The organism is Bradyrhizobium sp. NBAIM08 (assembly GCF_020193935.1).
GTDB classification, from domain to species: domain Bacteria; phylum Pseudomonadota; class Alphaproteobacteria; order Rhizobiales; family Xanthobacteraceae; genus Bradyrhizobium; species Bradyrhizobium yuanmingense.
Genome location: NZ_JADYVR010000008.1, coordinates 89,675 through 114,924, shown reverse-complemented (window position 1 = coordinate 114,924; position 25,250 = coordinate 89,675). Strand labels below are relative to the sequence as shown.

Sequence of the window (25,250 nt, the reverse complement as noted above, 5' to 3'; positions counted from 1 at the left end):
TCCTGCTTCATGTTATTGACGCCGGCCGAGCTTGGTCTATCAAGCTGGCCAAATCGGAACCTGACGGTTTAATTCACCTCGGAAAGCTTCCATGCCGATTACCGATCTGGTCGCACCCGAGGCGATTCTCCCGGCATTGAAAGTCAACAGCAAGAAGCAGGCGCTGCAGGAGCTGGCGGCCAAGGCCGCCGAGCTGACCGGGCAGAACGAGCGCTCGGTGTTCGAGGTGCTGCTGCAGCGGGAGAAGCTCGGCACCACCGCGGTCGGCTATGGCGTCGCCATTCCGCACGGCAAGCTGCCCAAGCTGGAGAAGATCTTCGGCCTGTTCGCGCGGCTCGATCGTCCGATCGACTTCGAGGCGATGGACGGCCAGCCGGTCGATCTCGTCTTCCTGCTGCTCGCCCCTGAAGGCGCCGGCGCCGATCACCTCAAGGCGCTCGCCCGCATCGCCCGCCTGCTGCGCGACCAGGACATCGCCAAGAAGCTCCGCGCCTCGCGCGATGCGCAGGCGATCTATTCCGTGCTGGCGCTGCCGCCGGCAACGGCGGCGTAACCTTCCGTCCTTCCCACCCGGCAAGGGCCCGATCGTCCCTCGCACCTGATTGTGAGGGCAGCGTCCCGTCATGCCACCTTGATCTCAAAGGTAGAAGGTAGGACAATCTTCCCGCCTGAGACGCACGGCACATTGGGCGGCGCCAACATCCGCTGAGAGCCGTTCGAAGCCGTGGACTGAGCGGACGTGACTGGGAATGGAATGACGCCGTTGCGCCTCGCGGCCGCGGCGGGAGAACGGCCCTGGGAATCAGGCCTCGACCGGCCGATGCCCGCGGCAGGCGCGCGTGCGAAGGCGCCCGTGGTGCGCGGTGAGGCAAGATTTGCCGCGCGTCAGGCGGTCAGCTCATGACCAGCCTGCACGATTCCGAGGAGGACGACAGAGCGATCTGGCAAGCGCCCGGCGTCGGCGTGGAAAAGCTCGCCAGAATCGTGATGCGTGGCTCGATCACCGTCAATGTGATCGCGTCGATGGGTGTCTTCAACCCCGCGCTGCTTCCCGCAGAATGGAGCTTCGTGCAACAGGCCGTTGCGCTTCTGATGTGGGTCATCCTGATCTACGCCAGTGCCTTCGTGCGACCCTGCCTGCGCGTGCAGCCAAATCCCGATTTCATCGCGCTGGTCGCATTCTATGCTCTCGCCGCTGTTTCTGTGCTCTGGACCGGCCTCGCCACCGCGGCGATCATGAAGAGCGCGGCCCTCGTGATGACGACCTTTGGTGCGTACTGCCTGATCACGCGGATCGACATCGACGAGATCGTCGGAGCGACGGCGCTGGGACTCTTCATCTTGGTCGCCGCCTCGGCCCTGTGCGCGGTTTTCGTGCCCGAGATCGGCGTCGATCAGAGCTGGATGCACAACGGCCAGTGGCAGGGAATCTACGAATCGAAGCAGACCCTCGGTTTCATCAGCGCCTATCTGATGTTCTTTGCCTGCTATCAGAAGATGACGGGCCAGGGCTGGACAGTTTTTCTGCTGACGTTTCTCCTGGCATCGACATGCGTCATCGCCTCGGAATCCCGTGGTGCCGGTGCCGTTGCAATTGCCGCCGGTGCACTGCTCATGACCTCGCTATGGTCGATCCGCTGCATGAGGATTTACGCGGTGCTGCCGGTCGTCATGTGCATCCTGGCTGCGCTGCTGATCCTGTATTTCTATGTCACCGGGTACGATTCCATCCATCTCGGCGAATCGACCATCAATCTGACCGAGCGGACCTTCATCTGGCAGTACGCCATCGGCCATTTCGACGATGCGCCGCTGCTGGGCTTCGGCATCAACGGGTTCTGGACGCGCCCTGCGATTTACGACTATTTCAACCAGAACCACGGCTGGGTGCTGGACAATTATCATAGCGGCTATATCGCGGTGGCAATGGAAACCGGATTCCTGGGATACGTGCTGTTCGTAGCGAGCGTCTATCTGTTCTCGGAAAAGGTCCTGTACCTGATCGACACGCGGTCGATCGATCGTCGCCACTGCGCTCTCATCATCGGATTCGTCGTCCTCAGCTTTCAATCGAATTTCACGGAGACGATGTTCCTTCGCTCGACCATGTTCACCTCGGTGCTGCTCGTCGCATTCTTCTTCGCGGTGTGCAGGCCGGTGCCACAGCAAGGCCTGCAGCAATGATGGGGCAGGCAGGATGAATGCCATCTGCGTCCGCTGGGCTGTGATTTTCGGTCTCGCCTTCGCGCTCTCCGTGCTTGCTATCTGCTCCCCGGCAGAGGCCGCCGGACAGGCCGCGTCCGCTACCCCAAAATTGGGGCGCGGCATCAACATCCTCGGCTATGACGGCATTTGGGAGGGAGGCCGGAACGCGCCATTTCGTCTGGACAACCTCACCGCGATCAGGCGCGCCGGGTTCTCGCACGTCCGGATCAATTTCTTCGGCTTCAAGTTCATGGACCCGGAGAATGCGCTGGATGAGATCGTCTTGAGGCGGCTCGATGCCGTGATCGAGGAGGTGCTCGCCCGAAATCTCATCCCCATCCTGGACGAGCACGATACCCATATCTGTCAGCGCGACGTCTCCGCGTGCGCCGGGAAGCTGAAAGCGTTCTGGACGCAAATCGCCGCGCGCTATGCCGGAAAATATCCGAGGCTCGTCTTCGAGGTGCTCAATGAGCCGGGCGGGCAGATGACGTCCGCCGCCTGGAACGCCCTTCTGAACGAATGTCTCGGCATCATCCGCGCCACCAACCCCCGGCGGCCCGTGATCGCCGCGGTTCTCAACGTCGACGAGATGCCCGTCGAGGACCTGGTCCTGCCGTCAGATGACCGAAACATCATCGTCACGTTCCACTATTACGCGCCGATCCGTTTCACCCATCAGGGCGCACCGTGGTCGCCGACGTTCTCGCAAATAGGCCCGCTCGATTGGGGCACGCCGGAGGACGAACGGAAGGCGCGCGCCGATTTCGACAAGATCCGGTCCTGGTCCGAACGGGAAAAGCGTCCGATCTATCTCGGTGAGTTCGGCGTGTACGAGGCCGCGCCAGCCGAAGCACGGACGAGATATCTGTCGTTCGTGGCGCGAAGCGCGGAGCGGCTCGGCTGGGCCTGGGCCTATTGGCAATTCGATCATGATTTCGCAGCCTTCGACAGCGCGCGTCAAAGCTGGAAGCCGGAGATCATGCGGGCGCTGATGCCGGCGGGGCGGTGAGGCAGGGGCGTGACCTGAACTCAGCCGCGCCGGTGCGAAGCCATCCGACGATCGGATAGTTCAGCCTGGAGCGCCGTCATTAAGCCTAAGGCGCCGTGTTGCGGCGCGTTGTGATCAAACAGTATCGAAGTACCAAATGTATCGGAGTGTTGCTCCTCGAATACAGCGCGCGGAGGCCGGCCGATGTACCTTACCGGAGATTTCTATCGCTGATTGCTTCGGGGGTGACGAATGAAACGACTGCTGCTGGCGACGTCGGCTCTGATTGTCGCAGGCTCCGCTCAAGGTGCCGATCTGGGAGCTCGTCCCTACACGAAAGCGCCGGTTGCGGCGGCCGTGCCTTTCAGTTGGACCGGCTGCTATGTCGGGGGTCATGTCGGCGGCGGTGCGAGCCGAACGGGCTTCACGGATCCCGGCATCGGAACGGGGGCGGTCATCTCGCCTGCAATGACTATAGGCAGTGTGCCTGGTGATCGCATTGGGGTGAACGGAGACGTCGGAATTGTAGGAGGCGTTCAGGTAGGTTGCGACTACCAATTTGCCAGCAATTGGGTGCTCGGGATTGCCGGCGATTTCACGGCCACCGATCTTCACGGCACCGCCAACGATCCCTTCTTCGCCGGAAAGACCGGCGCGCCCGCCACTCTATCGAGCCGCACCGACTGGGTCGCCAGCGTCACGGGTCGGGTCGGCTACACATGGGATCGCTTGCTCGTTTATGGCAAGGGCGGCGTCGGGTTTGCGCATGACCGATACAATCTGAACAATTTCTCGTCGATTGGCGGCTTCTTTTGTCCCGGTGTGGGATTCCTCGTTTTTGAGCCCTGCAATTCAAGCGCCAGCGCCGATCGTGTCGGCTGGGTGGCAGGTGCCGGTGTCGAGTGGGCCTTCGCCCCGAACTGGTCGGCCTTGGTCGAGTACACTCACTACGGCTTCGACAGCAAGCGCGTGGGATTCGCCAATCCAGCCGCCGCCACCACCGCGTTGATCGATATTCGTCAGGACATCGATATCGTGAAGGTAGGTATCAACTATCGGTTCGGCGGGTCACCCGTCGTCGCGAAGTACTGATTGATCGCTTAAGCAGACAAAGGGAGCGGCCGGGGCTCAACCTCGCGCCGCTTCCATGCGATTCACGATCCGCTGCCCGATCGGGCTCTTCAACCAGGCCTGGAAACCGGGCCGGTGCCAGATCATCCGACGCAATACCAGAAGCGATCCATCCGTATGCGATCGCACCGGTTTTTCGGGTTCGGGCTCGAGCGTCCATCCGAGCTTGGACAGATATTGAATGGTCGTCTGATTGCGCTCCAGCACGAACGCGCGGATGCGGCTCAGCTTGAGATCGTCGAACACGAACCTGAGCAGCGGAATGAAGGTGTTCACCGTCGCTCCGGCATTGCGGTGCTCCTTTTCTCCGATCACGGCGCTGACGAGCGCCTCGCTCGCCGCCGCGTTGATGTCGAGGCGGATGAAGCCGACATGGATGCGGCTGCCACGCTCGAATATCCCGAGCAGGAGCCGTTCGCGCTGATCGAAGGATTTGATGTAGTCGGCGATCTCCGCCTTGGTCATCGCGCGCGGTGACGTGTTGAGGACATGCACCGTCCAGGGATCGGACAACCAGTCCGCCCAGCGCTGCGAGGCGTCATCGCGCTTGATGGTGCGCAGAAAATAGCGCCCGGCCGGAAACCACAATTGCTGCTTGGGCAGACGTTCGACTTTCGGCGGCATGCCGCATCTAAGCAGTTTCGAGACGGACGATCAATTTGGATGGCGCTAACGTGCAGGTCTCGTGCGGCGACGACTTCGGGGGCGCCGCTTCCGCGCTTCAGCAGACCGTCGGCAGCAGGCGCCGGACTTCGTCGAGCAGTTCGGGGACCGCCCTCTTGTCACCCGCGAGGTGCTTGAGCAGCGCACTCTGGAACAGACCGTCGAACAGCGCGTAGAGCGCGCCTGGCGACGACGCCGGCCGCTTGCCGCCGAGCTCGGCATAGCGCGAGGCAATGCGCCAGATCATCGCTTCCAGGCTCTTGTCGATCTCGAGGACATCCTTGCGAAACGCCGCCTCGAACATCGCCTGCGAGCGCAAATCGTACCAAAGCCGGTGCATGCGGGCTTCGTTCTGCAGCGTTGCTGCGAGCTTGGCGAGGAAGCCCTCCGTCAATTCGTCGCGGCTCGTCGCTGTCGCGACGACCTCGTCATAGCGCGTCACGCACTTGGCCTTGTAGTGGCGAACGCAGCAGCAGATCAGGTCGAGCTTGTCGCTGAAATAATAGTGGAACACGCCGTGCGTGAACGCCGAGTTCTGCGCGATCTCCCGCAGGCTGGTCCGGGCGAAGCCGAGCTCTCCAAGCGTTTCGAGCGCGGCCTCGGCAAGCTCGATGCGTCGCGCGTTGAACTTGTCGTCTCGCACGATCTCCGCCACGGCCTCTCGCTTCGCCGCTCCTGTCGCTTGCCGCGCCATCGTCGCGCTGTCTCCCGTCTCTTGGTCACCACGATCACGTCGTCGGTCATCGTCTACAGACCATCCTCTTTGACAACTGTCAAATTTTGTCCTTGACAACTGTCAAGTTCCGGGAGGAGTGTGCGCGCCAAGAAATTTGGACAGTCGTCAAGACGTCAGCAAATGGAGGAAATGCACTCGCCGGCGCCGCGCCGCCGGAACGGACTCGCATGCCGTTGCGCAACCGCGCCGGCACCGTGCTGCCAACCCAGCACGCACCGATCATCAGCGAACAGATCAGTCCAACAGATCAGTCCAAGCCAAGGGAGGACGTGCGATGAGTGAGAAGAGTCTTGATGGCCGCAAAGCCCTGGTCACCGGCGGAGCCCGCGGGATAGGAGCGGCTATTGCAGAAGCACTGGCGCGCTCCGGTGCGGCGGTCATGATCGGCGACATTCTCGATGACGTCGGCAAGGATAGCGCCGGCGAGATCGCCAGGCTCGGAGTGAAGACCGGCTTCGTGCATCTCGATGTCGCCGACGATGCGCAGTGGGAGAAAGCGACTGCTGCGACGGTCGCCACCCTCGGCGGCTACGACATCCTCATCAACAATGCCGGCATCGAGATCACGTCGCTGGTCAGCGAGATCAGGGCCGAGGATGCGCGGCGGATGTGCGACGTCAACATCGTCGGCACCGTGCTCGGCATGAAGCACGCCTTCCGCGCGATGCGGCCGGGCGGAGCGGCGGGCAAAGGCGGCGCGGTCGTCAACATCGCGTCTGTCGCGGCGACGATCGCCTTCCCGAGCATCGCGGTCTATTCCGGCACCAAATCTGCGGTCGATCGCATGACACGGGTCGCTGCGATGGAGGCCGGCAAGCTCGGTTATGGCGTCCGCGTCAACTGCATCTATCCTGGCTTGATCCCGACCGACATGGGCCTGCAGCTGGCCAACGACATCGTCAAGATCGGTCTCGCGCCCGACGTCAACGCCGCGGTCGGCTCGGTGGTGGAGCAGACGCCGCTCGGCAAGCTCGCGGAGGTCGGCGACATCGCCAATGCTGCGGTGTTCCTGTGCTCGAACGAAGCCCGCTTCATCACCGGCATCGGACTGCCGGTCGATGGCGGCATGGGAATGTGAGCTGCAAACCCGACAACGAACATTTCGGAGGAACGACAATGAGCGCGAAGAAGCCCGTCATCGTCTATGGCGCGTCCGGCTACACCGGCCGCCTGGTCTGCGAATACTTACGCGAGTACAACATCCCCTTCATCGCCGCGGGGCGCAGCGCGGAGAAGCTCAACGCCGCAATGAAGGCGAACGTGGCCGGTATCGAGACCGCCGACTACGAGGTGGTGGAAGTGCCGCACACCGTGAGCGCACTGACGGAGTTGTTCAACGGTGCCTCGGTGGTGCTCAACACCGTGGGTCCGTTCGCCAGGTTCGGCGCCGAGGTGGTGCAGGCCTGTTGGGCGTCCCGATGCCACTACACCGACACGACCGGCGAGCAGGACTGGCTGATCACGCTCGAGCAGGAATGGGGTACGAAGTTCGCCAATGCCGGCCTGCTGCTCGCGCCGGGCATCGCGCAGATGTACACCACCGGCGAGATCGCCGCGCAGCTGTGCCTGGAGACGCCCGGCCTCGATACGCTAGATATCGCCGTGTTCTGGGGCGGTAGCCCGACCATCGCCTCGACGCAGACCATCCTGGTCAACGCCGCGATGGCAAAGGCCTACTATCTGGAGCAGAACAAGTATGTCGAGCATCAGGCGGATGCCGGCCTCTACAACCTCGCCATCCCCGGCCAGCATGAGCTCGCACTGGCGCTGCCCTGGGGCGGCACCTCGCACCCGGTGTGGTTCAAGCGCGATCCGCGCGTGGCCAACGTGAAGGTGCTGGGCGGCGTGTTCAACCGCGCGCTGATGCTGGGCGTGCCGCAGATCGTCGCCGCCGCGCTGGACGCGACCAAGAACATGAACCCCGACGACCGCTACACTGCTTTGGCGCAGACCGCCGCCGGCGTGATGAACACCATGCCGCCGCGCGAGAACCCGCGCGTCAACAAGTCGCTGGATTCGGTGCATGCCTCTGGCCCGCTCGGGCGCGCGCACTGCGTCATCAACGGCAACAGCAATTACAAGCAGACCGGCTTGTTGCAGGCCTATGCCGCGGCGCATCTGCTGCAGCAGCCGCCCAAGCGCGTGGGTTTCGCCTCCGGTTGCCAGGCGTTCGGTCATCACGAGCTGCTCGGCCAGCTGCGCAGCTTCGGGCTGGTCAGCAGACCGATCCTCACCGTGCACGACTGAGCAAGATCACGGGTGGCGCGGCCGCGCGCCACCCGCCAGCTGCTTCCGGGATTGATCATGCGCTTCATCGATTACCTCGACAAAGGTGCCTCGCTCGGCCCCGATGCGCCGTGCCTGACCATGGACGGGCGCGATCTCAGCTACCGCGAGGTGCAGTTGCTGAGCTATCGCGTCACGCGCGGGCTCGCGCGATCGGGTATTGCTGCCGGCGAGAAGGTCGCAATCCTTTCCGGCAACGATCCGGTCGCGTTTGCATGCGTGTTCGGGATTTCCCGCGCGGGCTCGGTTTGGTGCCCGATCAATCCGCGCAACGAGGCGGCCGAGAACCGGCTCATCCTCGACCAATTCGACTGCAGCCTGCTGCTGTTTCACTCGAGCTTCGCGCCGATGGTCGAGGCGGTGCGTGCAGAGCTGCCGAAGCTGCGTGTCCTCGTCTGCCTCGATGCCGAGTTGCCCTTCGCGCCCTCGTTCGACGGCTGGCTCGCGGGCCTGTCCGCCGACCGATATCAACGCGAGACGGTCGACGATCTCGCGATGCTTCCCGGCACCGGCGGCACCACCGGAAAGCCGAAGGGAGTCATGCTGTCGGGTCGCAACATCGAGGCCATGACGGCACTGACGCTGATGGGCTATCCCTTCAAGGGTCGTCCGGTCTATCTCGCGCTCGCGCCGTTGACCCATGCGGCCGGTGTGCTGTGTTTCCCGATCATGGCGCTCGGCGGCCGCATCGTGATCATGCATCGCCCCGACATCGCCGAATTCCTCGAATTGATCGAGCGCTACCATGTCACGCACACCTTCCTGCCGCCGACATTGATCTACATGCTGCTCGATCATCCCAAGCTCGACTCGGCGAAGCTCGGGTCTCTGCAATGCTTCTGGTACGGCGCGGCACCGATCTCGGCCGCACGGCTTGCGGAGGCGCTCCGGCGCATCGGGCCCATGGCGCAGTTGTTCGGTCAGACTGAAGCGCCGATGATGATCTCGACGATGGCACCGGATGAGCATTACAATGCCGATGGCACGATCGCGATGGAGCGCCTCGCCTCGGCGGGGCGGATCAGCCCGTTGGTGCAGGCCGGCATCATGGATGGCGACGGCAATTTGCTGCCGACCGGCTCACGCGGCGAGATCGTGGTTCGCGGCTCGCTGGTGATGGAAGGCTACTACAAAAATCCCGAAGCCACGGCGGAGGCCTCCGCGCATGGCTGGCACCACACCGGCGACATCGGCTACATCGACGACGATGGCTACCTCTACATCGTCGATCGCGCCAAGGACATGATCATCACCGGCGGGTTCAACGTCTATTCGATCGAGGTCGAGAACGCGCTGCGGGCGCATGAGGCGGTACAGGATTGCGCCGTGATCGGCCTTCCGGACGAGAAATGGGGTGAGCGTATCGTTGCCGTGGTGCAGCCCCGTGCCGGCCAGAGCGTCGATGCGACGGCGCTGGCGGCCTTCGTCAAGCAGCGGATCGGCAGCGTCAAGACACCGAAGCAGATCGAAGTCTGGGACGATCTGCCGCGCTCCAAGGTTGGCAAGGTGCTGAAGCCGGATATCCGCGCGCGGCTGGCAGATCGCTCAGGCGGTTAGTTAGAGCGAAATGGCTTTAGGTTGATTCGATTGTCGCGGCTTGTTCACCTCTCCCGCTTGCGGGAGAGGTCGCGCCGAAGTCGCGGGTGAGGGCTTTCTCCTCTTGGGGATTGTCCCATTGCGGAAGCACCCTCTCCCCAACCCTCTCCCGCAAGCGGGAGAGGGAGCGCACCTCCGGCGTTGCGTGATCAAGCCACATCTCATCGCGCTTCAGCCCGAAAGCCGCTCCAGCACGTCGCGCACCAGCCCTTGCAGGAGATCGAGCTTGTAGGCCGTCATCGGCAATGGTTTGGCACCCGAGCTCGCCGCTTTTGCCGCTTCTGCGATCGAAGCCGCATTCGCAAGCTTGCCGCTGAGCTGGACTTCCACGGCGGTGAGGCGAAGCGGCACGGGCGCGACGCCGCCGGCAGCGAGACGCACGAGCTCGAACTTGCCGCCGGCGATCACGACGCGGGCGCAGAGTTCCACCAGCGGCCATTCCGCATAGGTCCGGCTGATCGCCCGCTTGTAGGAAGCGCGCTCGCCCTCGAGCGGAGCAGGAAGCGCAATGTTCTTGATCATCTCGCCTGCTGCGAGTGTATGATCGGCGTGCGCGACCGAGCCGTCGCCGAGGAGACCGCTAATCGTCAATCCGCTGCGCCGGTCCGTGGTGATGGTCGCATCATAGGCGAGCAGAGCCGCCGCCATGGTCGAGGGATGCGGCGCGATGCACGGTCCGAGATCGAAGGCAACGCCATAGAGATGATTGCCGGAACGGGCAGGGCAGGTGCTGCCGCCTTTCTTCAGGCAATCGATGTCGGCCCGGCGGAAATACCAGCAGCGTGAACGCTGCGCGAGATTGCCGCCGAGCGTGGCAACGTTGCGCACCTGTGGCGTGGCGAGTCCCTGCGCGCTCGCCGCAATGCCGGGATAAGCGGCGAGGATGCGAGCGTCGGTCGCGATCGTGGCGATGGTTGTGAGCGCGCCGATCCGGGCCGCTCCATCGGCTCCCCAGCTGATCGTCTTGTCGCCGCTGGTCGAGATATCGATCAGCATTCCCTGCGACACCCCGCTGCGGCGGCGTTCGCTGAAGTCGGTGCCTCCGGCGCGGAATTCAGGCGTGGGATTGGCGGTCATGACGGCGACACTCATGCTGCATCCCTCCCTTTCAGCGCGGCCACCAGACGATCGGGCCGGAACGGAATTTCAGTCAGTCTCACGCCGATCGCATCGCGGATGGCGTTGGCGATCGCGGGCGAGGTCGGCACGGTGGCGACTTCGCCGATGCCGACGCTGCCACCCGGCACATGCTCGAAACCGGCCTCGTCGAAATGCACGTCCAGTTTCGGCATGTCGGCAATGCCCGGAATGCGGTAATCCTCCATGCTGCCGCTCAGGATGTGGCCGCTCGAAGGATCGGTCTCCCGCGTCTCATAGAGTGCGTAGCCGATGCCCTGAATCACCGCGCCCGCGGCCTGGCTTCGCGCCAGCGCCGGCGCGGCGAGCTTGCCGACCGCGAGGCCCGTGTAGGCGTTGAGCACGCGCACATGGCCGAGCCAGGTGTCGACCTCGACTTCCATCACCTGCACCGAGCTCGGCACGCCGGCGCCGACCACCATGTGGCTCATCAGACGCAGCACCCAACCGAACACCCGGCCCATGATGCCCGCCTCGTGCAGCGCGGGCCTGACGCCGGGCGGCGGCTTGCCGTCCTCCTGGCGCTTGGCCGACACGGCGATATCAGGAGAAGCCGCGATCATCTCGCGCCACGGCGCGTTCGAGCCCGGAGCAGGTGTGCGAGAGGCGGTGCGCCTGATTTCCGCTTTCAGCTTGTCGATGGCGAGCAAGGTCGGCGGCACCACCGAGGCGGTGACGCGGCTGCCGCCGGAGCCCGGTCCGCGCGGCAGGCTGGAGCGGCCGATGCGAACGTCCACATCATGCGGCTCGAGATCGAACGCCTTCGCGACGGTGTTGGCGATCACGCTGCGTGTGCCCGTGCCGATATCCTGGACCGCGCAGCTTGCGACGATGCGGCCGCCCTTGATCGCGAGTTCGACCGAGGAGCCGGTCTGCCAGAGATAGAGCCAGTAACCGGTGGCGACGCCGACGCCGCGCCGGTAGCGGCCGGTCTGCGATGCGGCTGGCTTGCGGCTCTTCCAGACGTCGAGGCCGGCAGCCCAGTCGTACAGTCGCTGGCGGTTGGGATCGGGGTCCCAGAGCTTGCGCAGCTGAATCGGATCGACCTTCATGCGCAGCGCCGCTTCGTCGACCGCCTGCTCCAGCGCAAACGACATCGGCGGACCGCCGGGGCCGCGGAACGGCGCGCCGGGCGGCAAATTGCTGAGCACGTCGAAGTCGACGAGCTCCTTTGCTTCGGCCGGATAGATCAGCCGCGCCAGGCCCGCGATCAGCGAGTTCACGGCGGCGCCGGTGTCTGCATGGGCAGTGAGCGACAGCGCCTTGAGGCGGCCTTCCGCAGAAGGCAGCAAGGACAGCTTCAGCTCGGCGGCCGGACGATAGCCGGTGACGGAAAGCTCCTCTTCACGATCGAAGGCGACGCGCACCGGCGCTTTCGCGGCGCGCGCAAGCTCGATCGCGGCGATGGTCTCCAGCCCAACGCTGCCCTTGGAGCCGAATCCGCCGCCGACATGATCGGCGATCACACGCACCTTGTCGTGCGGAAGGCCATAACGCTTGGCGATCTTCTCCATGCTCTCGTGGATGGCCTGGGTCGAGATGTGCACAATGAGCTGATCGCCATCGAACCTGGCCACGGCGGCATGTGGTTCGAGGCTTGCGTGCTGTTGCGTCGAGACGCGAAAGGTCTCCTCGACCAGCAGCGGATTGCGTTGCTGGCGCGCCTCGTCAAGCCAGCTCTTGGCGCGCTTGGCTTTCTGCGAGAACGGCGCCGAGGGCCCGCGCACATTGCCCTTCCACGACACCGGAGCGCCGCCTGCGCCCTCGGACACGTTGCCGGCACGCTTGCGGTCCTTCTTTTCGAACACGACCGGTGCATCGTCGCGTCGCGCTGCATCGAGCCCGATCACAGCGGGCAAAGGCTCGGGCTTGAAGCTGATCGCGGCGATGGCCTGCAGTGCGGTGCGGCGATCCTTGGCCGCGACGGCTGCAATCGGCGCGCCGACGAAGCGGACCATGTTGTCGTCGTCGAGCAGCGGAACGACCGCGGCAACACCGGCAATGGCGCGGGCCGGCGCCAGATCAAGCCCGGTGATCCTCGCATGCGCGACGTGCGCGCGCAGGATGACGCCTTCGAGCTGTCCGTCATGGTGGACGTCGACGGTGTAGCGGGCCAGTCCCGTCACCTTGTCGCGGGCTTCCAGCCGCGGCGCGATGGGCTCGTTACCGTCGAAGCGGCCCGAGCATGCTTCGGCGACGGCGCGATAGATGCCTTCATAGGCGCCGCAGCGGCAGAGATGTCCCGATAGCGCGGCGGCGATCTCCTCGCGCGAGGGTGTCGCCGCGCCCTTGGTCGCGCGCCAGCCGCCATGGAAGGCGGCGGCTTCGACGACGAAGCCGGGCGTGCAGAAGCCGCATTGCAGGGCGTCGTGCGCCATGAACGCTTTCTGTACAGGATGCAATCCGGTCGCCCCGACGCCCTCGATGGTCGTCAGCGATTTGTCGGCGACCGCCTGCGCCGGCAACAGGCAGCTCACGACGGGCGTGCCGTCGAGCAGCACGGTGCAGGCGCCGCAGACGCCGGAGCCGCAGACGAGCTTGGTGCCGGTGAGGCCGCCATCGCGGATCACGTCGATCAAGAGCGCATCCGGATCGTCGGGCAGCAGGAGAGGCCGTCCATTGATGGTCGTGCTGGTCATTTTCGAACTCCCGTTTTTCGGTGGGACTTCTTTGCGGACGGCGCCATCGCGCCGGCGATCAGCATGCGCAGCATGGTCTCGAGCTGTTTCAGGAACGCGTCGACCGGCTGCATGGAAGGGAAAGCGGATTTGGCGCCGTGGATCGCCATCTCGACGCAACGCGCGAGCTCGCGCACGCTGACGCCGCTTTCGAGCTTGAGCTTTCGCTTGCGGCATACCCGCGCGATCGTGGTTGCGATCTCCTCAGCGAAACGGCTGGAATAGCTCTGGTAGAGGTCGCGCGCCTGCGCGAGGTGCTCGGAAAACAGCTCCTCGGTATGGGGCGAGTCCTTCAGCGAAGCGAGCAGCGACTGCATTCGCGCGCCGATCTCGGCGACCAGGATGTCGGCAAGATCGAGGCCAGCTTCTTCCGCCGCCTTCGCGGCCGCGATTTCGGCAGCGAGCCCCTGCGCGTAGATCCGCTCGAGCACGGCGCGAAACAGCGCCTCCTTGGAGGCGAAGTGATGATAGAGCGCCTGCCGCGTCAGTCCGGCTTCCTCCGCCGCCAGCTCGATCGAGGAGCGGCGGAAGCCGTGGCGCCGGAACACGCGCAAGGCAGCGTCGAGGATCCGGTCCTGGGGAGGGGCCTTGGCCTGCATTTTGTCAGATTTGACAAACGCGAACGAAATGTCAAATCACGGATTGATGACGGGTCTCGTGCGCGCAAGAGCCAAGGCCGCCCCGCGCGGGCGGGAACATCGCCGAATTCCCGTTGGCTGGCGATGGCGACGCGAAAACATCACGCTCAAATGAAAACGGGCACGCCTTCTTGCGAAGGCATGCCCGTTTGAAACCCTATTCGTGCGACGCGCGTGCTTAGTGCACGCTCACCGCTTGCAGCTCGTTGCTCCAGGCGTTGGCGATCGCAGCTTCGCGGCTGTCGGTCAGCATGATCGGCGTGCCGTCGGCGGCGTGGAGCGCGAAAAGCTTGAGGCCCGGCGCGATCTTGGGCGCCTCGGGGAACAGGCCCGGCACGTCCTCGGAGCGGATCTGCTTCACATAGGCGATATGGCCTTCGCCCAGGGTTGCCAGTGTCTCCGGAGAGACGTTCTTGGCTTCGTATTCGAACGCAACGTGACCTTCACTCATGGTCTCGACTCCTCTGGAACACTAAGCGGTCGAGTCCGCTACTCGTTCCATTATTCGTGCTCATTGATAGCGATTGTCTTAACGATCCGCTCCGGTTCAGGCCGGGCCAGATCGATCGACAACAACCCGTTCTTCAGATCCGCACCCAGCACCAGCATCCCCTCCGCCAGCACGAAGGTGCGCTGGAAGTGGCGCGCGGCGATGCCGCGATGGATGTATTGCCGGGTCTTGTCGTCCTGCTGCCGCCCGCGGATCACGAGCTGGTTTTCCTCAATGGTTACATCGAGTTGGTCGCGCGTAAATCCGGCGACCGCCAGCGTGATGCGCAAACGCTCGGGCTGGCCGTCCGTGCGGTCGCACCTCTCGATATTGTAGGGAGGATAACCGTCGGCGCCTTTGACGACCCGATCGAGCACGCGCTCGATCTCGTCGAAGCCCAGCAGGAAGGGACTGGAGAGCGTTGGAACACGAGACATAGTTTACAAAGTCCTCTCGAAGCGACTTTGGTGCATCAGGGCCCGCGAGCGGCGCCCCTTGATGAGCAATATGGGCATGTTCCCCTGTGGGTTCAAGCAGGTAGCGGGGGAGCTGTGGACGGGCCACTTTCCGCCATCGCCCGAATGCCTGGTTCGTCGTGGTTGGCATGACGCGTCGCGCGAGGCGATTTATCCCAACAAAAACAAACCCCCCTCTACTGTGCATGGGGTTGTTTTCGCACTTTTGTCGTCACGCCCCGGAGCCGCTCAGCCCTTGAGCCGCGTCCGCCCGTCGTCGCTGAACAGATGCAGCTTGGCCCGCACCGCCGCGACGCGGATTCTCGCGCCGATGGCGGGCGCTTGGGTTCCGGGAATGCGGACGATGACCTCGCCCGGCGGCAGCTCGCCGGGCGTCGCGGCGACGCGCTGGTCCTCCTGCTCGCGCGAGCCGTAGACGAAGGTCTCGGCGCCGACGCGCTCGATCGCTTCCACGGTGAGCGGCAGGGCGACGCCGCCGGCCGGGACTTCGTCGGTGATGACGAAATCCTCCGGGCGGATTCCGACGATGCCGGCATCGGCCGCGGCGCTGCCGGCGAGCTGCGACCGGATCTCCTCGGGCCGGGTCGACATCAAGTTCATCGGCGGCGCGCCGATGAAGGAGGCGACGAAGGTCGTCGCCGGTTTCTCGTAGATATCAAGCGGATTGCCGACCTGCTCGACCTGGCCGCCGTTCATCACGACAAGAATGTCGGCGAGCGTCATCGCCTCGAGCTGGTCATGGGTGACGTAGATCGACGTCGTGTTGAGCCGGCGCTGCAATTTGCGGATCTCGACCCGCATCGCGATGCGCAGCTTGGCGTCGAGGTTGGACAGCGGCTCGTCGAACAAAAAGACTTTCGGCTGGCGCACGATGGCGCGGCCCATGGCGACGCGCTGGCGCTGGCCGCCGGAGAGCTGGCGCGGCTTGCGCTCCAGCATGGCGGAGAGCTCGAGCACACGCGCGGCTTCCTCAACGCGGGTCTTGATTTCGGCCTCGGCCATGCCGCGGTTGCGCAGGCCATAGGCCATGTTGTTGTAGACGCTCATATGCGGATAGAGCGCGTAGTTCTGGAACACCATCGCGATGTCGCGATCGGCGGGCTCTACTCCGTTGACGACGCGGCCGCCGATGTCGATCTCGCCGCCGGTGACCGTCTCCAGCCCCGCGACCATGCGCAGCAGCGTGGACTTGCCGCAGCCGGAGGGGCCGACCAGCACGCAGAACTGTCCGTCGCCGACATCGACGTCGACGCCCTTGATGGCCTCGAAGCCGCCGGGATAGGTTTTGCGGACGCTGCGCAGGGTGACGTTGGCCATAAGTCTCTACTTCTCCGTCTCGACCAGGCCGCGCACGAACAATTTCTGCATGACGACGACGACGAACACCGGCGGCAGCATGGCCAGCACGGCGGTTGCCATCACGATCGGCCATTCGGTCAGCGCGTCGGTGGTGGTGATCATCTTGCGGATGCCGATCTGGATGGTCTGCATGTCGTCGCGCGTGGTGATCAAGAGCGGCCAGAGATACTGATTCCAACCGAGGATGAACAGGATAACAAACAGCGCCGCCATGTTGGTGCGCGACAGCGGCAAGAGCGTATCCCAGAAGAAGCGGAAGGGGCCGGCGCCGTCAATGCGCGAGGCCTCCAGCAGCTCGTCCGGCACGGTCATGAAGAACTGGCGGAACAGCAGCGTCGCGGTGGCCGATGCGATCAGCGGCAGCGACAGGCCGGCATAGCTGTCGAGCATGCGCAGGTCGGCGACGATCTTGTAGGTCGGATAGATGCGGACCTCGACCGGCAGCATCAAGGTGATGAAGATGAGCCAGAAGATCGACATCCGGAACGGGAAGCGGAAGTACACGATCGCATAGGCCGAGATGATCGAGATCGCGATCTTGCCCAGCGCGATCAGCAGCGCCATCACCAGCGAGTTCAGCATCATGTTGCCGACCGGCTCGCGGGTCGAGCCGCTCGTGCCGATGAAGATGGTCTGGTAGTAGGTCTGGAAGAAATGACCCCCGGGCAGCAACGACATCTGCCCGTTGGCGATCACCGCGTTGTCCTGGGTGGACGCCACGAAGGCGAGATAGACCGGGAAGGCGACGATCGCGATCCCGATCCAGAGGATGATATGGGCAATGTAGCGCCGAAAGCCTTCTTCCTCGACCATCAGTAGGTCACCTTGCGTTCGACGAAGCGGAACTGGATGCCCGTCAGCACGATCACCATGATCATCAGGATCACCGATTGCGCCGCGGAGCTGCCGAGGTTTCCGCCGAGCAGGCCGTCGGTATAGACCTTGTAGACCAGCGTCTCCGTCGACTTGCCGGGGCCGCCCCGGGTCATGGTGTCGATGATGCCGAACGTGTCGAAGAAGGCGTAGACGATGTTGACGACCAGGAGGAAGAAGATGGTCGGCGACAGCAGCGGGAAGATCACGGTCCAGAACCTGCGCATCGGGCGGGCGCCGTCGATCGCAGCCGCCTCGATCACGCTTCTGGGGATGCTCTGCAGGCCGGCGAGGAAGAACAGGAAGTTGTAGGAGATCTGCTTCCAGGCGGCGGCCAGGATGATCAGCGCTGCGGCCTGGTCGCCGTCGAGCAGTGGATTCCAGTCGATGCCCAGCGCCCGCAGGTAGCGCGAGAGCACGCCGAGCGAGGGATGCAGCATGAAGATCCAGAGCACGCCGACGACCGGCGGCGCCACCGCATAGGGCCAGATCAGCAGCGTGCGGTAGAGCATCGAGCCGCGCAGCGGCTTGTCTGCCATCACGGCCAGCAGCAGCGCGAACGACAGCGACGACACCGCGATCGCGAATGAGAAGAAGAAGGTGCGCAGGATCGCCTCGAAATAGGCGGGCTCCTTGAACAGCTCGATGTAGTTCTCGAACCAGACGAAGCTGGTCGACAGGCCGAAGGCGTCCTGCAGCAGGAACGACTGGATCATCGCCTGCAAGGCCGGCCAGTAGAAGAAAATCAGGACGATCGCGAGTTGCGGCGCCACCAGCGCATAGGGCAACAGCTTCGATTGGAAAATGGCTTGCTTTTGCATGATGCCCCAGCGCGGCAGGCCGGGCGACCGGCCTGCCGCTTGTCGCCTTACTTCACGGCGGTCTTTTCGAACTGGCGCAGCATGGTGTTGCCGCGCTCGACGGCCGCGTCCAGCGCCTGCTTGGCGGTCTTCTTGCCGGCCAGCGCCTGCTCGATCTCCTCCGCCCAGACGTCACGGAGCTGCACCATGTTGCCGAGGCGCAGGCCGCGCGAATTCTCGGTCGGCTCCTTGTTGGTCAGCTCGAGCAGCGGCGTCTCCAGATAGGGCTGATCCTTGTAGAAGCCATCCGCCTTGGCCTTCTCATAGGCTGCCTTGGTGATCGGCAGATAGCCCGAGGCCTTGTGGATGTAGACTTGGCGATCGGTGTCCGAGAGGAAGGAGAAGAATTTGGCGACGCCCTTGTAATCGTCCGCCGGTTTGCCGCCCATTACCCAGAGCGAGGCACCGCCGATGATCGAGTTCTGCGGCGCGCCCTTGGCGTCCGGGTAATAGGGCATCGGCACCGCGGTGAAGGCGAACTTGGCCTGCGCCTTGACGTTGCCGAAGAACGCGGACGAGGTCAGGTAGAGCGGACATTCGCCCGACGTGAAGCGGCCTTCGCCGGTGTTGGTGCGGCCGGCATAGTCGTAGGTCTTGTCCTTCTGGAGCTCGACCAGATTTTCGAGATGCTTGACCTGGAGCGGACCGTTGAAGGACAGCACGGTGTCGAAACCGTCGAGGCCGTTGGCCTTGCTGGCGAGCGGCACGTTGTGCCAAGCGGAGAGCTGCTCGAGATTGACCCAGGTGACCCAGGAGTTGGAGAAGCCGCAGGTGGCGTGGCCGGCCGCCTTCAGCTTCTTGGCGGCGTCGAACACTTCGGGCCAGGTCTTCGGCACCTCGACATTCGCTTTCTTCAGTGCGTCGAGGTTGACCCACATCACGGTCGAGGACGAGTTGAACGGGAAGGACAGCATCTCGCCCTTCGAGGTCGAGTAATAGCCGGTGATCGCAGGCAGATAGGCCTTCGGATCGAACTTCTCGCCGGTCTCGGCCATCAGCTTGTAGACCGGCTTCACGGCGCCGGTCGCGGCCATCATGGTGGCGGTGCCGACCTCGAACACCTGCATGATGTGCGGCGCGTTGCCGGCGCGGAACGCGGCGATGCCGGCGTTCATCGTGTCGGCGTAGTTGCCCTTGTAGGTCGGGATCACCTTGTAGTCGCTCTGCGTGGTGTTGAAATCGTTGGCGAGCCTGACGATGACGTCGTTGTTGGCGCCGGTCATCGCGTGCCACCACTGGATTTCGGTCACGGCAAGCGCCGGCGACGCGCCGAGACCAATTGTGAGTGCGACGGCCGCCGCCGTGCCAAAATGTCGAAGAGCCATCAAGAACCTCCCTTGCCCGTCACTAAAGAAGCGCTTGCGCTAGCAGCGCCATATGACGTTCACATGACTGTGTAAGCGGGAGAAACGAAAGCAGCAAGCGCGGCCAAATGGGAAGTTGTCAAATAGGCCAAGACGGAGCCGTCAGCCAACTCCGTTCGCGCTGCACATGCGTGCGCGCGCCGCAGTGCGGCATTGAGATGAGGCACTATCGTGCCGCGGGCTCCGAACCTCTCCCACTTGCAAGCGGGAGAGGGAGCGCACCACCGTTGACGCTCGCCTTAGCTCAGCGTTTCCGCTCGGGACCGCAGACAGTGCCTTTTTCGACCATCGCGTCGATCTCGGCCTTGGAGTAGCCGAACTCGCCCAGCACCTCGGCCGCATGCTGGCTGAATTTCGGCGGCACGCGGCGCAGGCTCGGCTTGCTGCGGTCGAGCCGGATCGGCGAGGCAACGCCCTTGTACCAGTCCTTCTCGATAATATCGCCACGCGCGATCGTGTGCGGATTGGTCAACGCCTGGTCGATCTTCTGCACGGGACCTGCAGGCAGGCCGGCTGCGAGCAGGCGGTTGCACAGCGGCTCGGCCTCGTGCTGGCTGAACACGGCCGCAAGCTCGGCGCGCAGTGCCTCGCGATTGGCGATGCGGTCCTTGTTGCGGGCAAAGCGCGGATCGGTGCCGAGCTCGGGCTTGCCGATCTCCTTCGCCAGCTTGCGGAAGGTGCCGTCATTGCCGACGCCGATGAAGATGTTGTCGGTCTTGGTCGGGAAGATCGCGTAAGGCACGAGGTTCGGATGCTCGTTGCCGGTGAGACCAGGCGGCTTGCCATGCATGAAATAATTCGCGGTGTGCGGATGCATGATGGCAAGGCCGGTCTCGTACAGCGTCGTCTCCAGGAACTGGCCCTTGCCCGACCGCTGCCGCTCCGACAGCGCCATCAGGATGCCGATCGCCGCATAAAGTCCGGTGGTGATGTCGACCAAGGGCACGCCGATCCGCATCGGCCCGCTCTCGGGCGAGCCGGTCGCTGCGATCATGCCGGTCATGGCCTGGATGATGGCATCGTAGCCGGGGTTGCCGCCGCGCGGGCCGTCGGCGCCGAAGCCGCAGATCCGGCAATGCACGAGGCGGGGATATTTCTTGCTGAGGACGTCGTTGCCGATGCCCCATTTCTCCAGCGTGCCCGGCTTGAAATTCTCGATCAGGACGTCGGCGGTCTCCAGCATCTTGAGCAGCACGATTCGGCCGCCCTCGGAGGCGAGGTCGAGGCCGATCGAGCGCTTGTTGCGGTTGATGCCGACGAAATAGGCCGCATCCTCCTCGTGGAACGGAGGGCCCCATTCGCGCACCTCGTCGCCCGCGGGCGGCTCGACCTTGATCACGTCGGCGCCGTGGTCGGCGAGGATCTGGGTGCAGTAGGGACCGCCGAGCACGCGCGTGAGATCGATGACGCGCAATCCGCTCATGGCGCCCGTTGCTGCTTCAGTCATGCCTTCGCTTCCCTGTGTCGATCATTGGATCACAGGCCTAGCGAGGTTTGTTTGCGCCAGCAATGGCGCCGAGCGTGGAGCCGTATGCGCCGCCGAGCAGCCATGCCGCGGGGTGGCAAATTCCCTCGTAAGCGGCCGGCCCGAGGGGGGCCCCGGGCCAGCCGATCCGCGCTGCCGATCAGACCACCGTCAGGCGAACGTCGACATTGCCGCGCGTGGCATTGGAGTACGGGCACACCTGATGCGCCTTCGCCACCAGCGCCTCGGCGTCTGCGCGGGCAAGGCCCGGCAGCGAGACCGCGAGGTCGATATCGAGGCCGAAGCCGCCCTCGGAGCGCGGGCCGATGCCGACGGTCGAGGTGACCGAGGCGTCGGCAGGCACCTTCGGGCCGCCCTGCGAGGCCACGAACTTCATCGCGCCGATGAAGCAGGCGGCATAGCCGGCCGCGAACAGCTGCTCGGGATTGTTGCCAGCGCCGCCGCCACCGCCGAGCTCCTTCGGCGTGGTGAGCTTGACGTCGAGCGCGCCGTCGAGGGTCGCAGCATGGCCGTCGCGGCCGCCGGTGGCCTTGGCGCTGGTTTTGTAGAGGACGTTCACGGACATTGTCGTCTCCTCGGGTCTTTCCGGGTTGGGGTGTAAGCTTTATCGCAGACAATTAGATTGCGCGCAATCTAATTCGATCGCGCGTCACATTTAATTGTTCGCAATTGAATGTGGCGCCGGCCGGGCCCAGAATGGGAGAAACGCGCAGGATTCTTCATGGCCCGGAAATCAACGGCGGTAGACCCGCTTCGTCTCGACAACCAGATCTGCTTCGCGGTCTATTCCGCTACGCACGCCTTTAACCGCGTCTACAAGCCGCTGCTCGATCGGCTCGGCCTGACCTATCCGCAATATCTGGTCATGCTGGTGCTGTGGGAGCGCGACGACGTGCCGGTCAAGGAGATCGGCGAGAAGCTGTTCCTGGATTCGGGCACGCTGACGCCGCTGCTGAAGCGCCTCGAGGCCGCCCATCTCGTCAGGCGCACCCGCTCGCGTGAGGACGAGCGCCAGGTTCTGATCGCCCTGACGCCGCAGGGCCATGCGCTGAAGGAAAAGGCCCGCAGCGTGCCGCAATCGATCCTGGCGGCATCGGACTGCTCGGTGTCGGAGCTGGTCGCGATGAAAGACGAGATCGTCGCGCTGAGGGATCGGCTGAATGCGGTGATCGGGGAGTAGGGGCTAAAGCCGCTTCTTGGCGAAGGAGCGGCCTGATGCTGACTTCAAGTACTTTTCGAATGCGACGGCCTGCTTCTCGTCGCTGAATGCGACGTAAGTCTTGAGCCGCCAAGGTCCGTATTTCGAAGTGTGGGGCACCTCGCCAGCATTGTGCTTTGCCAGTCGGGCGCGGAGGTCGTCAGTGATCCCGACATAGAAGTGGAGAGAATCAAGGCTCTCAAGGATGTAGACGTACTTCACGGGCACACTCCTCGGTAGGCGAGGAGAGCTTACACCCGCTCTTGTTTTGCTGAAGCCGGCTTCGCCCTTCGGGCTTCGCCGCGGCAGCCTTCGCTAGCTTCGCCACGAGGGAGCGGAGCTGGCTTGCCGAGCCGTAGCTGGCGAAGCCTGGTGGAGCCAGGCGGGATCGAACCGCCGACCTCTTGCATGCCATGCAAGCGCTCTCCCAGCTGAGCTATGGCCCCTTAGTCCAAATGGGAGGATCCTGGGGGACCCGTCCCGGCCGGCGAGCGCTCTAGGCGACTCGCGCGGTGCACCCTTTTTCACAGATCAGGGCTGATCTCAAGTCTCTTCATCACCGCCGACATCACCAATGATGTCGGTCACGTCCTCATCGCCCTCTTCCTCGTCGGCAATGAAGGTCGAATCGTCGTCATCATCGTCGTCGAGGGTCTCGTCGACCTCGATATCGTCCTCCGATTCGGGCACGACCGCCTTGACCTTGCCGGTGTTCTCCTCGGCATCGGCCTCCTCGAGCGAGACCAACTCCTCGGTCTCCGCCGGCTCCGGCGCGTTGTCCTGGGCCATGTTGCGGGCCTCGGCCGCACGGGGGCCGCGGGCAGGAGCGACCGGGGCGATCGGCACCACTTCGCCGGTATAGGGCGAGATCACCGGATTCTTGTTGAGGTCATAGAACTTCTTGCCCGTGGTCGGGCAAATACGTTTGGTTCCGAGTTCGGACTTGGCCACGGCAGGAATCCTGGGAATGTCTGAAAAGCGGTGCTTCACTTGGCTAGTTGGCGGCCCGCTGTCAATAGCGCATTACGGGAGAACGACATGCCCGTGACGGGGCGCGGACCATGTGGTACCTGCGCGCCAGCCCACCGGGCCTATTCAAGGACACAATCTTGACCCATTCCGATCAACCGAGGCCGCTCCAGTCTCGCGCCAGCGGTCCCCTGGCCGGGAAAGTACGGGTGCCCGGCGACAAGTCGATCTCCCACCGCGCCCTCATCCTGGGCGCGCTCGCGGTCGGCGAGACCAGGATTTCGGGCCTGCTCGAGGGCGAGGACGTCCTCAACACCGCCAAATCGATGCAGGCGCTGGGCGCCAGCGTCGAGCGCACCGGCGATTTCGCCTGGACCGTCAACGGCGTCGGGGTCGGAGGCTTCGCCCAGCCCAAGGCAGCACTGGATTTCGGCAATTCCGGCACCGGCTGCCGGCTGGTCATGGGCGCCGTCGCCGGCTGCCCGATTTCGGCGGTGTTCGACGGCGACGCCTCGCTGCGCAGCCGACCGATGCGCCGGATCCTCGATCCCCTGGAAAAGATGGGTGCCAGAGTCACCGCCGGCGGCGAGGGCGGGCGCCTGCCGCTGACCCTCCAGGGCGCGCGCGACCCCCTGCCGATCGTCTACACGACCCCTGTCGCCTCGGCCCAGATCAAATCGGCCGTGCTGCTGGCGGGCCTCGCCGCTCCCGGCACCACCACGGTCATCGAGACCGAGGCCAGCCGCGACCACACCGAGCTGATGCTGAAGCATTTCGGCGCCGACATCACCTCGGTCCAGGAAGGCCGGCACGGCCGCCGCATCACGCTGGTGGGCCAGCCCGAGCTGCATGGCGCCAATGTCGTGGTGCCCGCCGATCCCTCTTCGGCCGCCTTCCCGATCGTCGCGGCGCTGATCGTGGAGGGCTCCGATGTCGTGCTGTCCGACGTCATGACCAATCCGCTGCGCACTGGGCTGTTCACCACGCTGCGCGAAATGGGCGCCTCCATCGAGGAGAGCGAAGTGCGCGGCGATGCCGGCGAGCCGATGGCGCGCTTGCGCGTGCGGGCGTCGAAGCTGCGCGGCGTCGAGGTGCCGCCCGAGCGCGCGCCGTCGATGATCGACGAATATCTGGTGCTGGCGGTGGCGGCGTCGTTCGCCGAAGGCACCACGATCATGCGCGGCCTGCAGGAGCTGCGCGTCAAGGAATCCGACCGGCTTGAAGCCACCGCCGCCATGCTGCGCGTCAACGGCGTCAAGGTCGAGGTCTCCGGCGACGATCTGATCGTGGAGGGCCGCGGCCACGTCCCGGGCGGCGGCACTGTCGCCACCCATATGGACCATCGCATCGCGATGTCCGCGCTGGTGATGGGCTGCGCCTCCGATCAGCCCGTGACCGTCGACGACACCGCCTTCATCGCCACTAGCTTCCCGGACTTCATTCCGATGATGCGTTCGTTAGGGGCCGAGTTCTCATGATCATCGCCATCGACGGGCCCGCGGCTTCGGGCAAGGGGACGCTCGGCAAGCGTCTCGCCCACCATTACGGCTATCGTCATCTCGATACCGGCGTGATCTATCGCGCGGTCGCCTATGCCCTGATGCAGTCGGGGCACGATCTCAACGATGAGGCGGCTGCGGTGCAGGCCGCGTTGGAGCTCGATCCCGAAAAGTTCGGCAATCCTGCGCTGAAGACCCAGAAGGCCGGCGAGGGAGCCTCGATCGTGTCGGCAATCCCTCGGGTTCGCGAGGTCCTGGTCAATTTCCAGCGCCAGTTCGCCGCCGATCCGCCCGGCGCCGTGCTCGACGGCCGCGATATTGGAACCGTGATCTGCCCCCATGCCGACGTGAAGATCTTCGTGGTCGCCGACCCCAAGGTCCGCGCCCGGCGCCGCACCATGGAGGCCAAAGCGCGCGGCGAGGAGGCGGACGAGGCGGCCGTACTCGCCGACATCCTCCAGCGTGACGAACGTGACAAGAATCGGCCGATTGCGCCTCTGAAACCGGCCCCGGATGCTTACTTGCTAGATAACTCCCAACTGGATATAGAAGGCGGCGTCCGGGCCGCCATCGACATTATCGAGGCTGTCCGAGCGGGCCGGTCGCGGGGTTAAG

General features: G+C 64.4%; 25 protein-coding genes and 1 tRNA gene. 10 read left to right on the top strand and 16 right to left on the bottom strand.

All coding sequences use genetic code 11. The annotated features are described in order from the left end of the window. Positions 1 to 91 precede the first annotated feature (91 nt). From ptsN to I6F37_RS25940, 4 genes are all read left to right on the top strand, one after another. Positions 92 to 553, top strand: a complete 462-nt coding sequence (ptsN, locus tag I6F37_RS25955) for a PTS IIA-like nitrogen regulatory protein PtsN (RefSeq protein ID WP_008141251.1) — start codon at positions 92 to 94, stop codon at positions 551 to 553. A 347-nt stretch (positions 554 to 900) separates the two neighbouring features. Beyond that, positions 901 to 2,184 (top strand): O-antigen ligase family protein, encoded by a 1,284-nt coding sequence (locus tag I6F37_RS25950; RefSeq protein WP_225153070.1) that lies wholly within the window; start codon positions 901 to 903, stop codon positions 2,182 to 2,184. Positions 2,185 to 2,197: 13 nt separating this feature from the next. Next, positions 2,198 to 3,217 (top strand): glycoside hydrolase family 5 protein, encoded by a 1,020-nt coding sequence (locus tag I6F37_RS25945; protein WP_225153068.1) that lies wholly within the window; start codon positions 2,198 to 2,200, stop codon positions 3,215 to 3,217. Positions 3,218 to 3,448: 231 nt separating this feature from the next. After that, entirely contained in the window at positions 3,449 to 4,288 is an 840-nt protein-coding gene (locus I6F37_RS25940; RefSeq protein WP_225113822.1) for an outer membrane protein, read from the top strand. Between the two features lie 36 nt (positions 4,289 to 4,324). On the opposite strand, the gene I6F37_RS25935 is transcribed toward I6F37_RS25940, so the two are convergent. Both I6F37_RS25935 and I6F37_RS25930 read right to left on the bottom strand, forming a co-directional pair. Beyond that, entirely contained in the window at positions 4,325 to 4,951 is a 627-nt protein-coding gene (locus I6F37_RS25935) for a GNAT family N-acetyltransferase (RefSeq protein WP_225113821.1), read from the bottom strand. 97 nt (positions 4,952 to 5,048) lie between these two features. Continuing rightward, on the bottom strand, positions 5,049 to 5,684 hold the full coding sequence (locus I6F37_RS25930; protein ID WP_050991851.1) for a TetR/AcrR family transcriptional regulator: 636 nt from the start codon (positions 5,682 to 5,684) through the stop codon (positions 5,049 to 5,051). Positions 5,685 to 6,000: 316 nt separating this feature from the next. On the opposite strand from I6F37_RS25930, the gene I6F37_RS25925 reads away from it, so the two are divergent. Genes I6F37_RS25925 through I6F37_RS25915 form a run of 3 tightly spaced genes read left to right on the top strand, consistent with a single transcriptional unit; the run spans position 6,001 to position 9,569 of the window. Then, the gene (locus tag I6F37_RS25925; RefSeq protein ID WP_057026597.1) at positions 6,001 to 6,804 is read left to right on the top strand and encodes an SDR family NAD(P)-dependent oxidoreductase; all 804 of its coding nucleotides are present in this window, start codon (positions 6,001 to 6,003) and stop codon (positions 6,802 to 6,804) included. A gap of 38 nt (positions 6,805 to 6,842) precedes the next feature. Further along, positions 6,843 to 7,973: a DUF5938 domain-containing protein gene (locus I6F37_RS25920; RefSeq protein WP_036024411.1), complete on the top strand. Its 1,131-nt coding sequence runs from the start codon at positions 6,843 to 6,845 to the stop codon at positions 7,971 to 7,973. A gap of 57 nt (positions 7,974 to 8,030) precedes the next feature. Beyond that, positions 8,031 to 9,569 carry an AMP-binding protein gene (locus tag I6F37_RS25915; RefSeq protein WP_225153066.1) on the top strand — a complete coding sequence of 513 codons (1,539 nt, stop codon included), beginning with the start codon at positions 8,031 to 8,033 and terminating at the stop codon, positions 9,567 to 9,569. Between the two features lie 210 nt (positions 9,570 to 9,779). Here the strand turns inward: I6F37_RS25915 and I6F37_RS25910 are convergent, their stop codons facing one another. The 11 genes from I6F37_RS25910 to I6F37_RS25860 all read right to left on the bottom strand — a co-directional run bounded on the left by I6F37_RS25910 (position 9,780) and on the right by I6F37_RS25860 (position 21,534). Continuing rightward, positions 9,780 to 10,700 (bottom strand): xanthine dehydrogenase family protein subunit M, encoded by a 921-nt coding sequence (locus I6F37_RS25910; protein WP_225153063.1) that lies wholly within the window; start codon positions 10,698 to 10,700, stop codon positions 9,780 to 9,782. Continuing rightward, positions 10,697 to 13,384, bottom strand: a complete 2,688-nt coding sequence (locus I6F37_RS25905; RefSeq protein ID WP_225153062.1) for a molybdopterin-dependent oxidoreductase — start codon at positions 13,382 to 13,384, stop codon at positions 10,697 to 10,699. The genes I6F37_RS25910 and I6F37_RS25905 overlap by 4 nt, the downstream gene beginning before the upstream one ends. Further along, positions 13,381 to 14,022: a TetR/AcrR family transcriptional regulator gene (locus tag I6F37_RS25900; protein WP_225153060.1), complete on the bottom strand. Its 642-nt coding sequence runs from the start codon at positions 14,020 to 14,022 to the stop codon at positions 13,381 to 13,383. Before I6F37_RS25900 ends, I6F37_RS25905 begins: the two co-directional genes overlap by 4 nt. Positions 14,023 to 14,239: 217 nt before the next feature. Then, positions 14,240 to 14,512, bottom strand: a complete 273-nt coding sequence (locus tag I6F37_RS25895) for a DUF1150 domain-containing protein (protein ID WP_007598581.1) — start codon at positions 14,510 to 14,512, stop codon at positions 14,240 to 14,242. Between the two features lie 50 nt (positions 14,513 to 14,562). Then, positions 14,563 to 14,988: an Hsp20 family protein gene (locus I6F37_RS25890; protein WP_024338612.1), complete on the bottom strand. Its 426-nt coding sequence runs from the start codon at positions 14,986 to 14,988 to the stop codon at positions 14,563 to 14,565. 267 nt (positions 14,989 to 15,255) lie between these two features. Beyond that, positions 15,256 to 16,344, bottom strand: a complete 1,089-nt coding sequence (locus I6F37_RS25885) for a sn-glycerol-3-phosphate import ATP-binding protein UgpC (protein WP_225153058.1) — start codon at positions 16,342 to 16,344, stop codon at positions 15,256 to 15,258. 6 nt (positions 16,345 to 16,350) lie between these two features. Continuing rightward, positions 16,351 to 17,199 carry a sn-glycerol-3-phosphate ABC transporter permease UgpE gene (ugpE, locus tag I6F37_RS25880; protein ID WP_225153056.1) on the bottom strand — a complete coding sequence of 283 codons (849 nt, stop codon included), beginning with the start codon at positions 17,197 to 17,199 and terminating at the stop codon, positions 16,351 to 16,353. Beyond that, positions 17,199 to 18,080 carry a sn-glycerol-3-phosphate ABC transporter permease UgpA gene (ugpA, locus tag I6F37_RS25875; protein WP_036009149.1) on the bottom strand — a complete coding sequence of 294 codons (882 nt, stop codon included), beginning with the start codon at positions 18,078 to 18,080 and terminating at the stop codon, positions 17,199 to 17,201. Before ugpA ends, ugpE begins: the two co-directional genes overlap by 1 nt. A gap of 47 nt (positions 18,081 to 18,127) precedes the next feature. Beyond that, positions 18,128 to 19,444: a sn-glycerol-3-phosphate ABC transporter substrate-binding protein UgpB gene (gene ugpB / locus I6F37_RS25870; protein ID WP_036009146.1), complete on the bottom strand. Its 1,317-nt coding sequence runs from the start codon at positions 19,442 to 19,444 to the stop codon at positions 18,128 to 18,130. Positions 19,445 to 19,727: 283 nt separating this feature from the next. Further along, positions 19,728 to 20,930, bottom strand: a complete 1,203-nt coding sequence (locus tag I6F37_RS25865) for a CaiB/BaiF CoA-transferase family protein (RefSeq protein ID WP_036009143.1) — start codon at positions 20,928 to 20,930, stop codon at positions 19,728 to 19,730. 178 nt (positions 20,931 to 21,108) lie between these two features. Continuing rightward, the gene (locus I6F37_RS25860) at positions 21,109 to 21,534 is read right to left on the bottom strand and encodes an organic hydroperoxide resistance protein (RefSeq protein WP_036009140.1); all 426 of its coding nucleotides are present in this window, start codon (positions 21,532 to 21,534) and stop codon (positions 21,109 to 21,111) included. Positions 21,535 to 21,690: 156 nt separating this feature from the next. Here I6F37_RS25860 and I6F37_RS25855 point away from each other — a divergent pair, with 156 nt between their 5' ends. Beyond that, a complete protein-coding gene (locus tag I6F37_RS25855; RefSeq protein ID WP_074447577.1) occupies positions 21,691 to 22,149 on the top strand; it encodes a MarR family winged helix-turn-helix transcriptional regulator in 459 nt (152 codons plus the stop codon). A gap of 3 nt (positions 22,150 to 22,152) precedes the next feature. Here the strand turns inward: I6F37_RS25855 and I6F37_RS25850 are convergent, their stop codons facing one another. From I6F37_RS25850 to I6F37_RS25840, 3 genes are all read right to left on the bottom strand, one after another. Further along, entirely contained in the window at positions 22,153 to 22,389 is a 237-nt protein-coding gene (locus tag I6F37_RS25850) for a GIY-YIG nuclease family protein (protein WP_225142425.1), read from the bottom strand. Positions 22,390 to 22,537: 148 nt separating this feature from the next. After that, positions 22,538 to 22,613, bottom strand: a tRNA-Ala gene (locus tag I6F37_RS25845). 97 nt (positions 22,614 to 22,710) lie between these two features. Beyond that, positions 22,711 to 23,118, bottom strand: a complete 408-nt coding sequence (locus tag I6F37_RS25840) for a TIGR02300 family protein (RefSeq protein WP_036009126.1) — start codon at positions 23,116 to 23,118, stop codon at positions 22,711 to 22,713. Positions 23,119 to 23,276: 158 nt separating this feature from the next. Between I6F37_RS25840 and aroA the strand changes: the two genes are divergently transcribed. Together aroA and cmk are read left to right on the top strand one after the other, a co-directional pair. Continuing rightward, entirely contained in the window at positions 23,277 to 24,614 is a 1,338-nt protein-coding gene (gene aroA, locus I6F37_RS25835; protein WP_225153054.1) for a 3-phosphoshikimate 1-carboxyvinyltransferase, read from the top strand. Further along, on the top strand, positions 24,611 to 25,249 hold the full coding sequence (gene cmk, locus I6F37_RS25830) for a (d)CMP kinase (protein WP_036024437.1): 639 nt from the start codon (positions 24,611 to 24,613) through the stop codon (positions 25,247 to 25,249). The genes aroA and cmk overlap by 4 nt, the downstream gene beginning before the upstream one ends. Position 25,250: the final 1 nt, after the last annotated feature.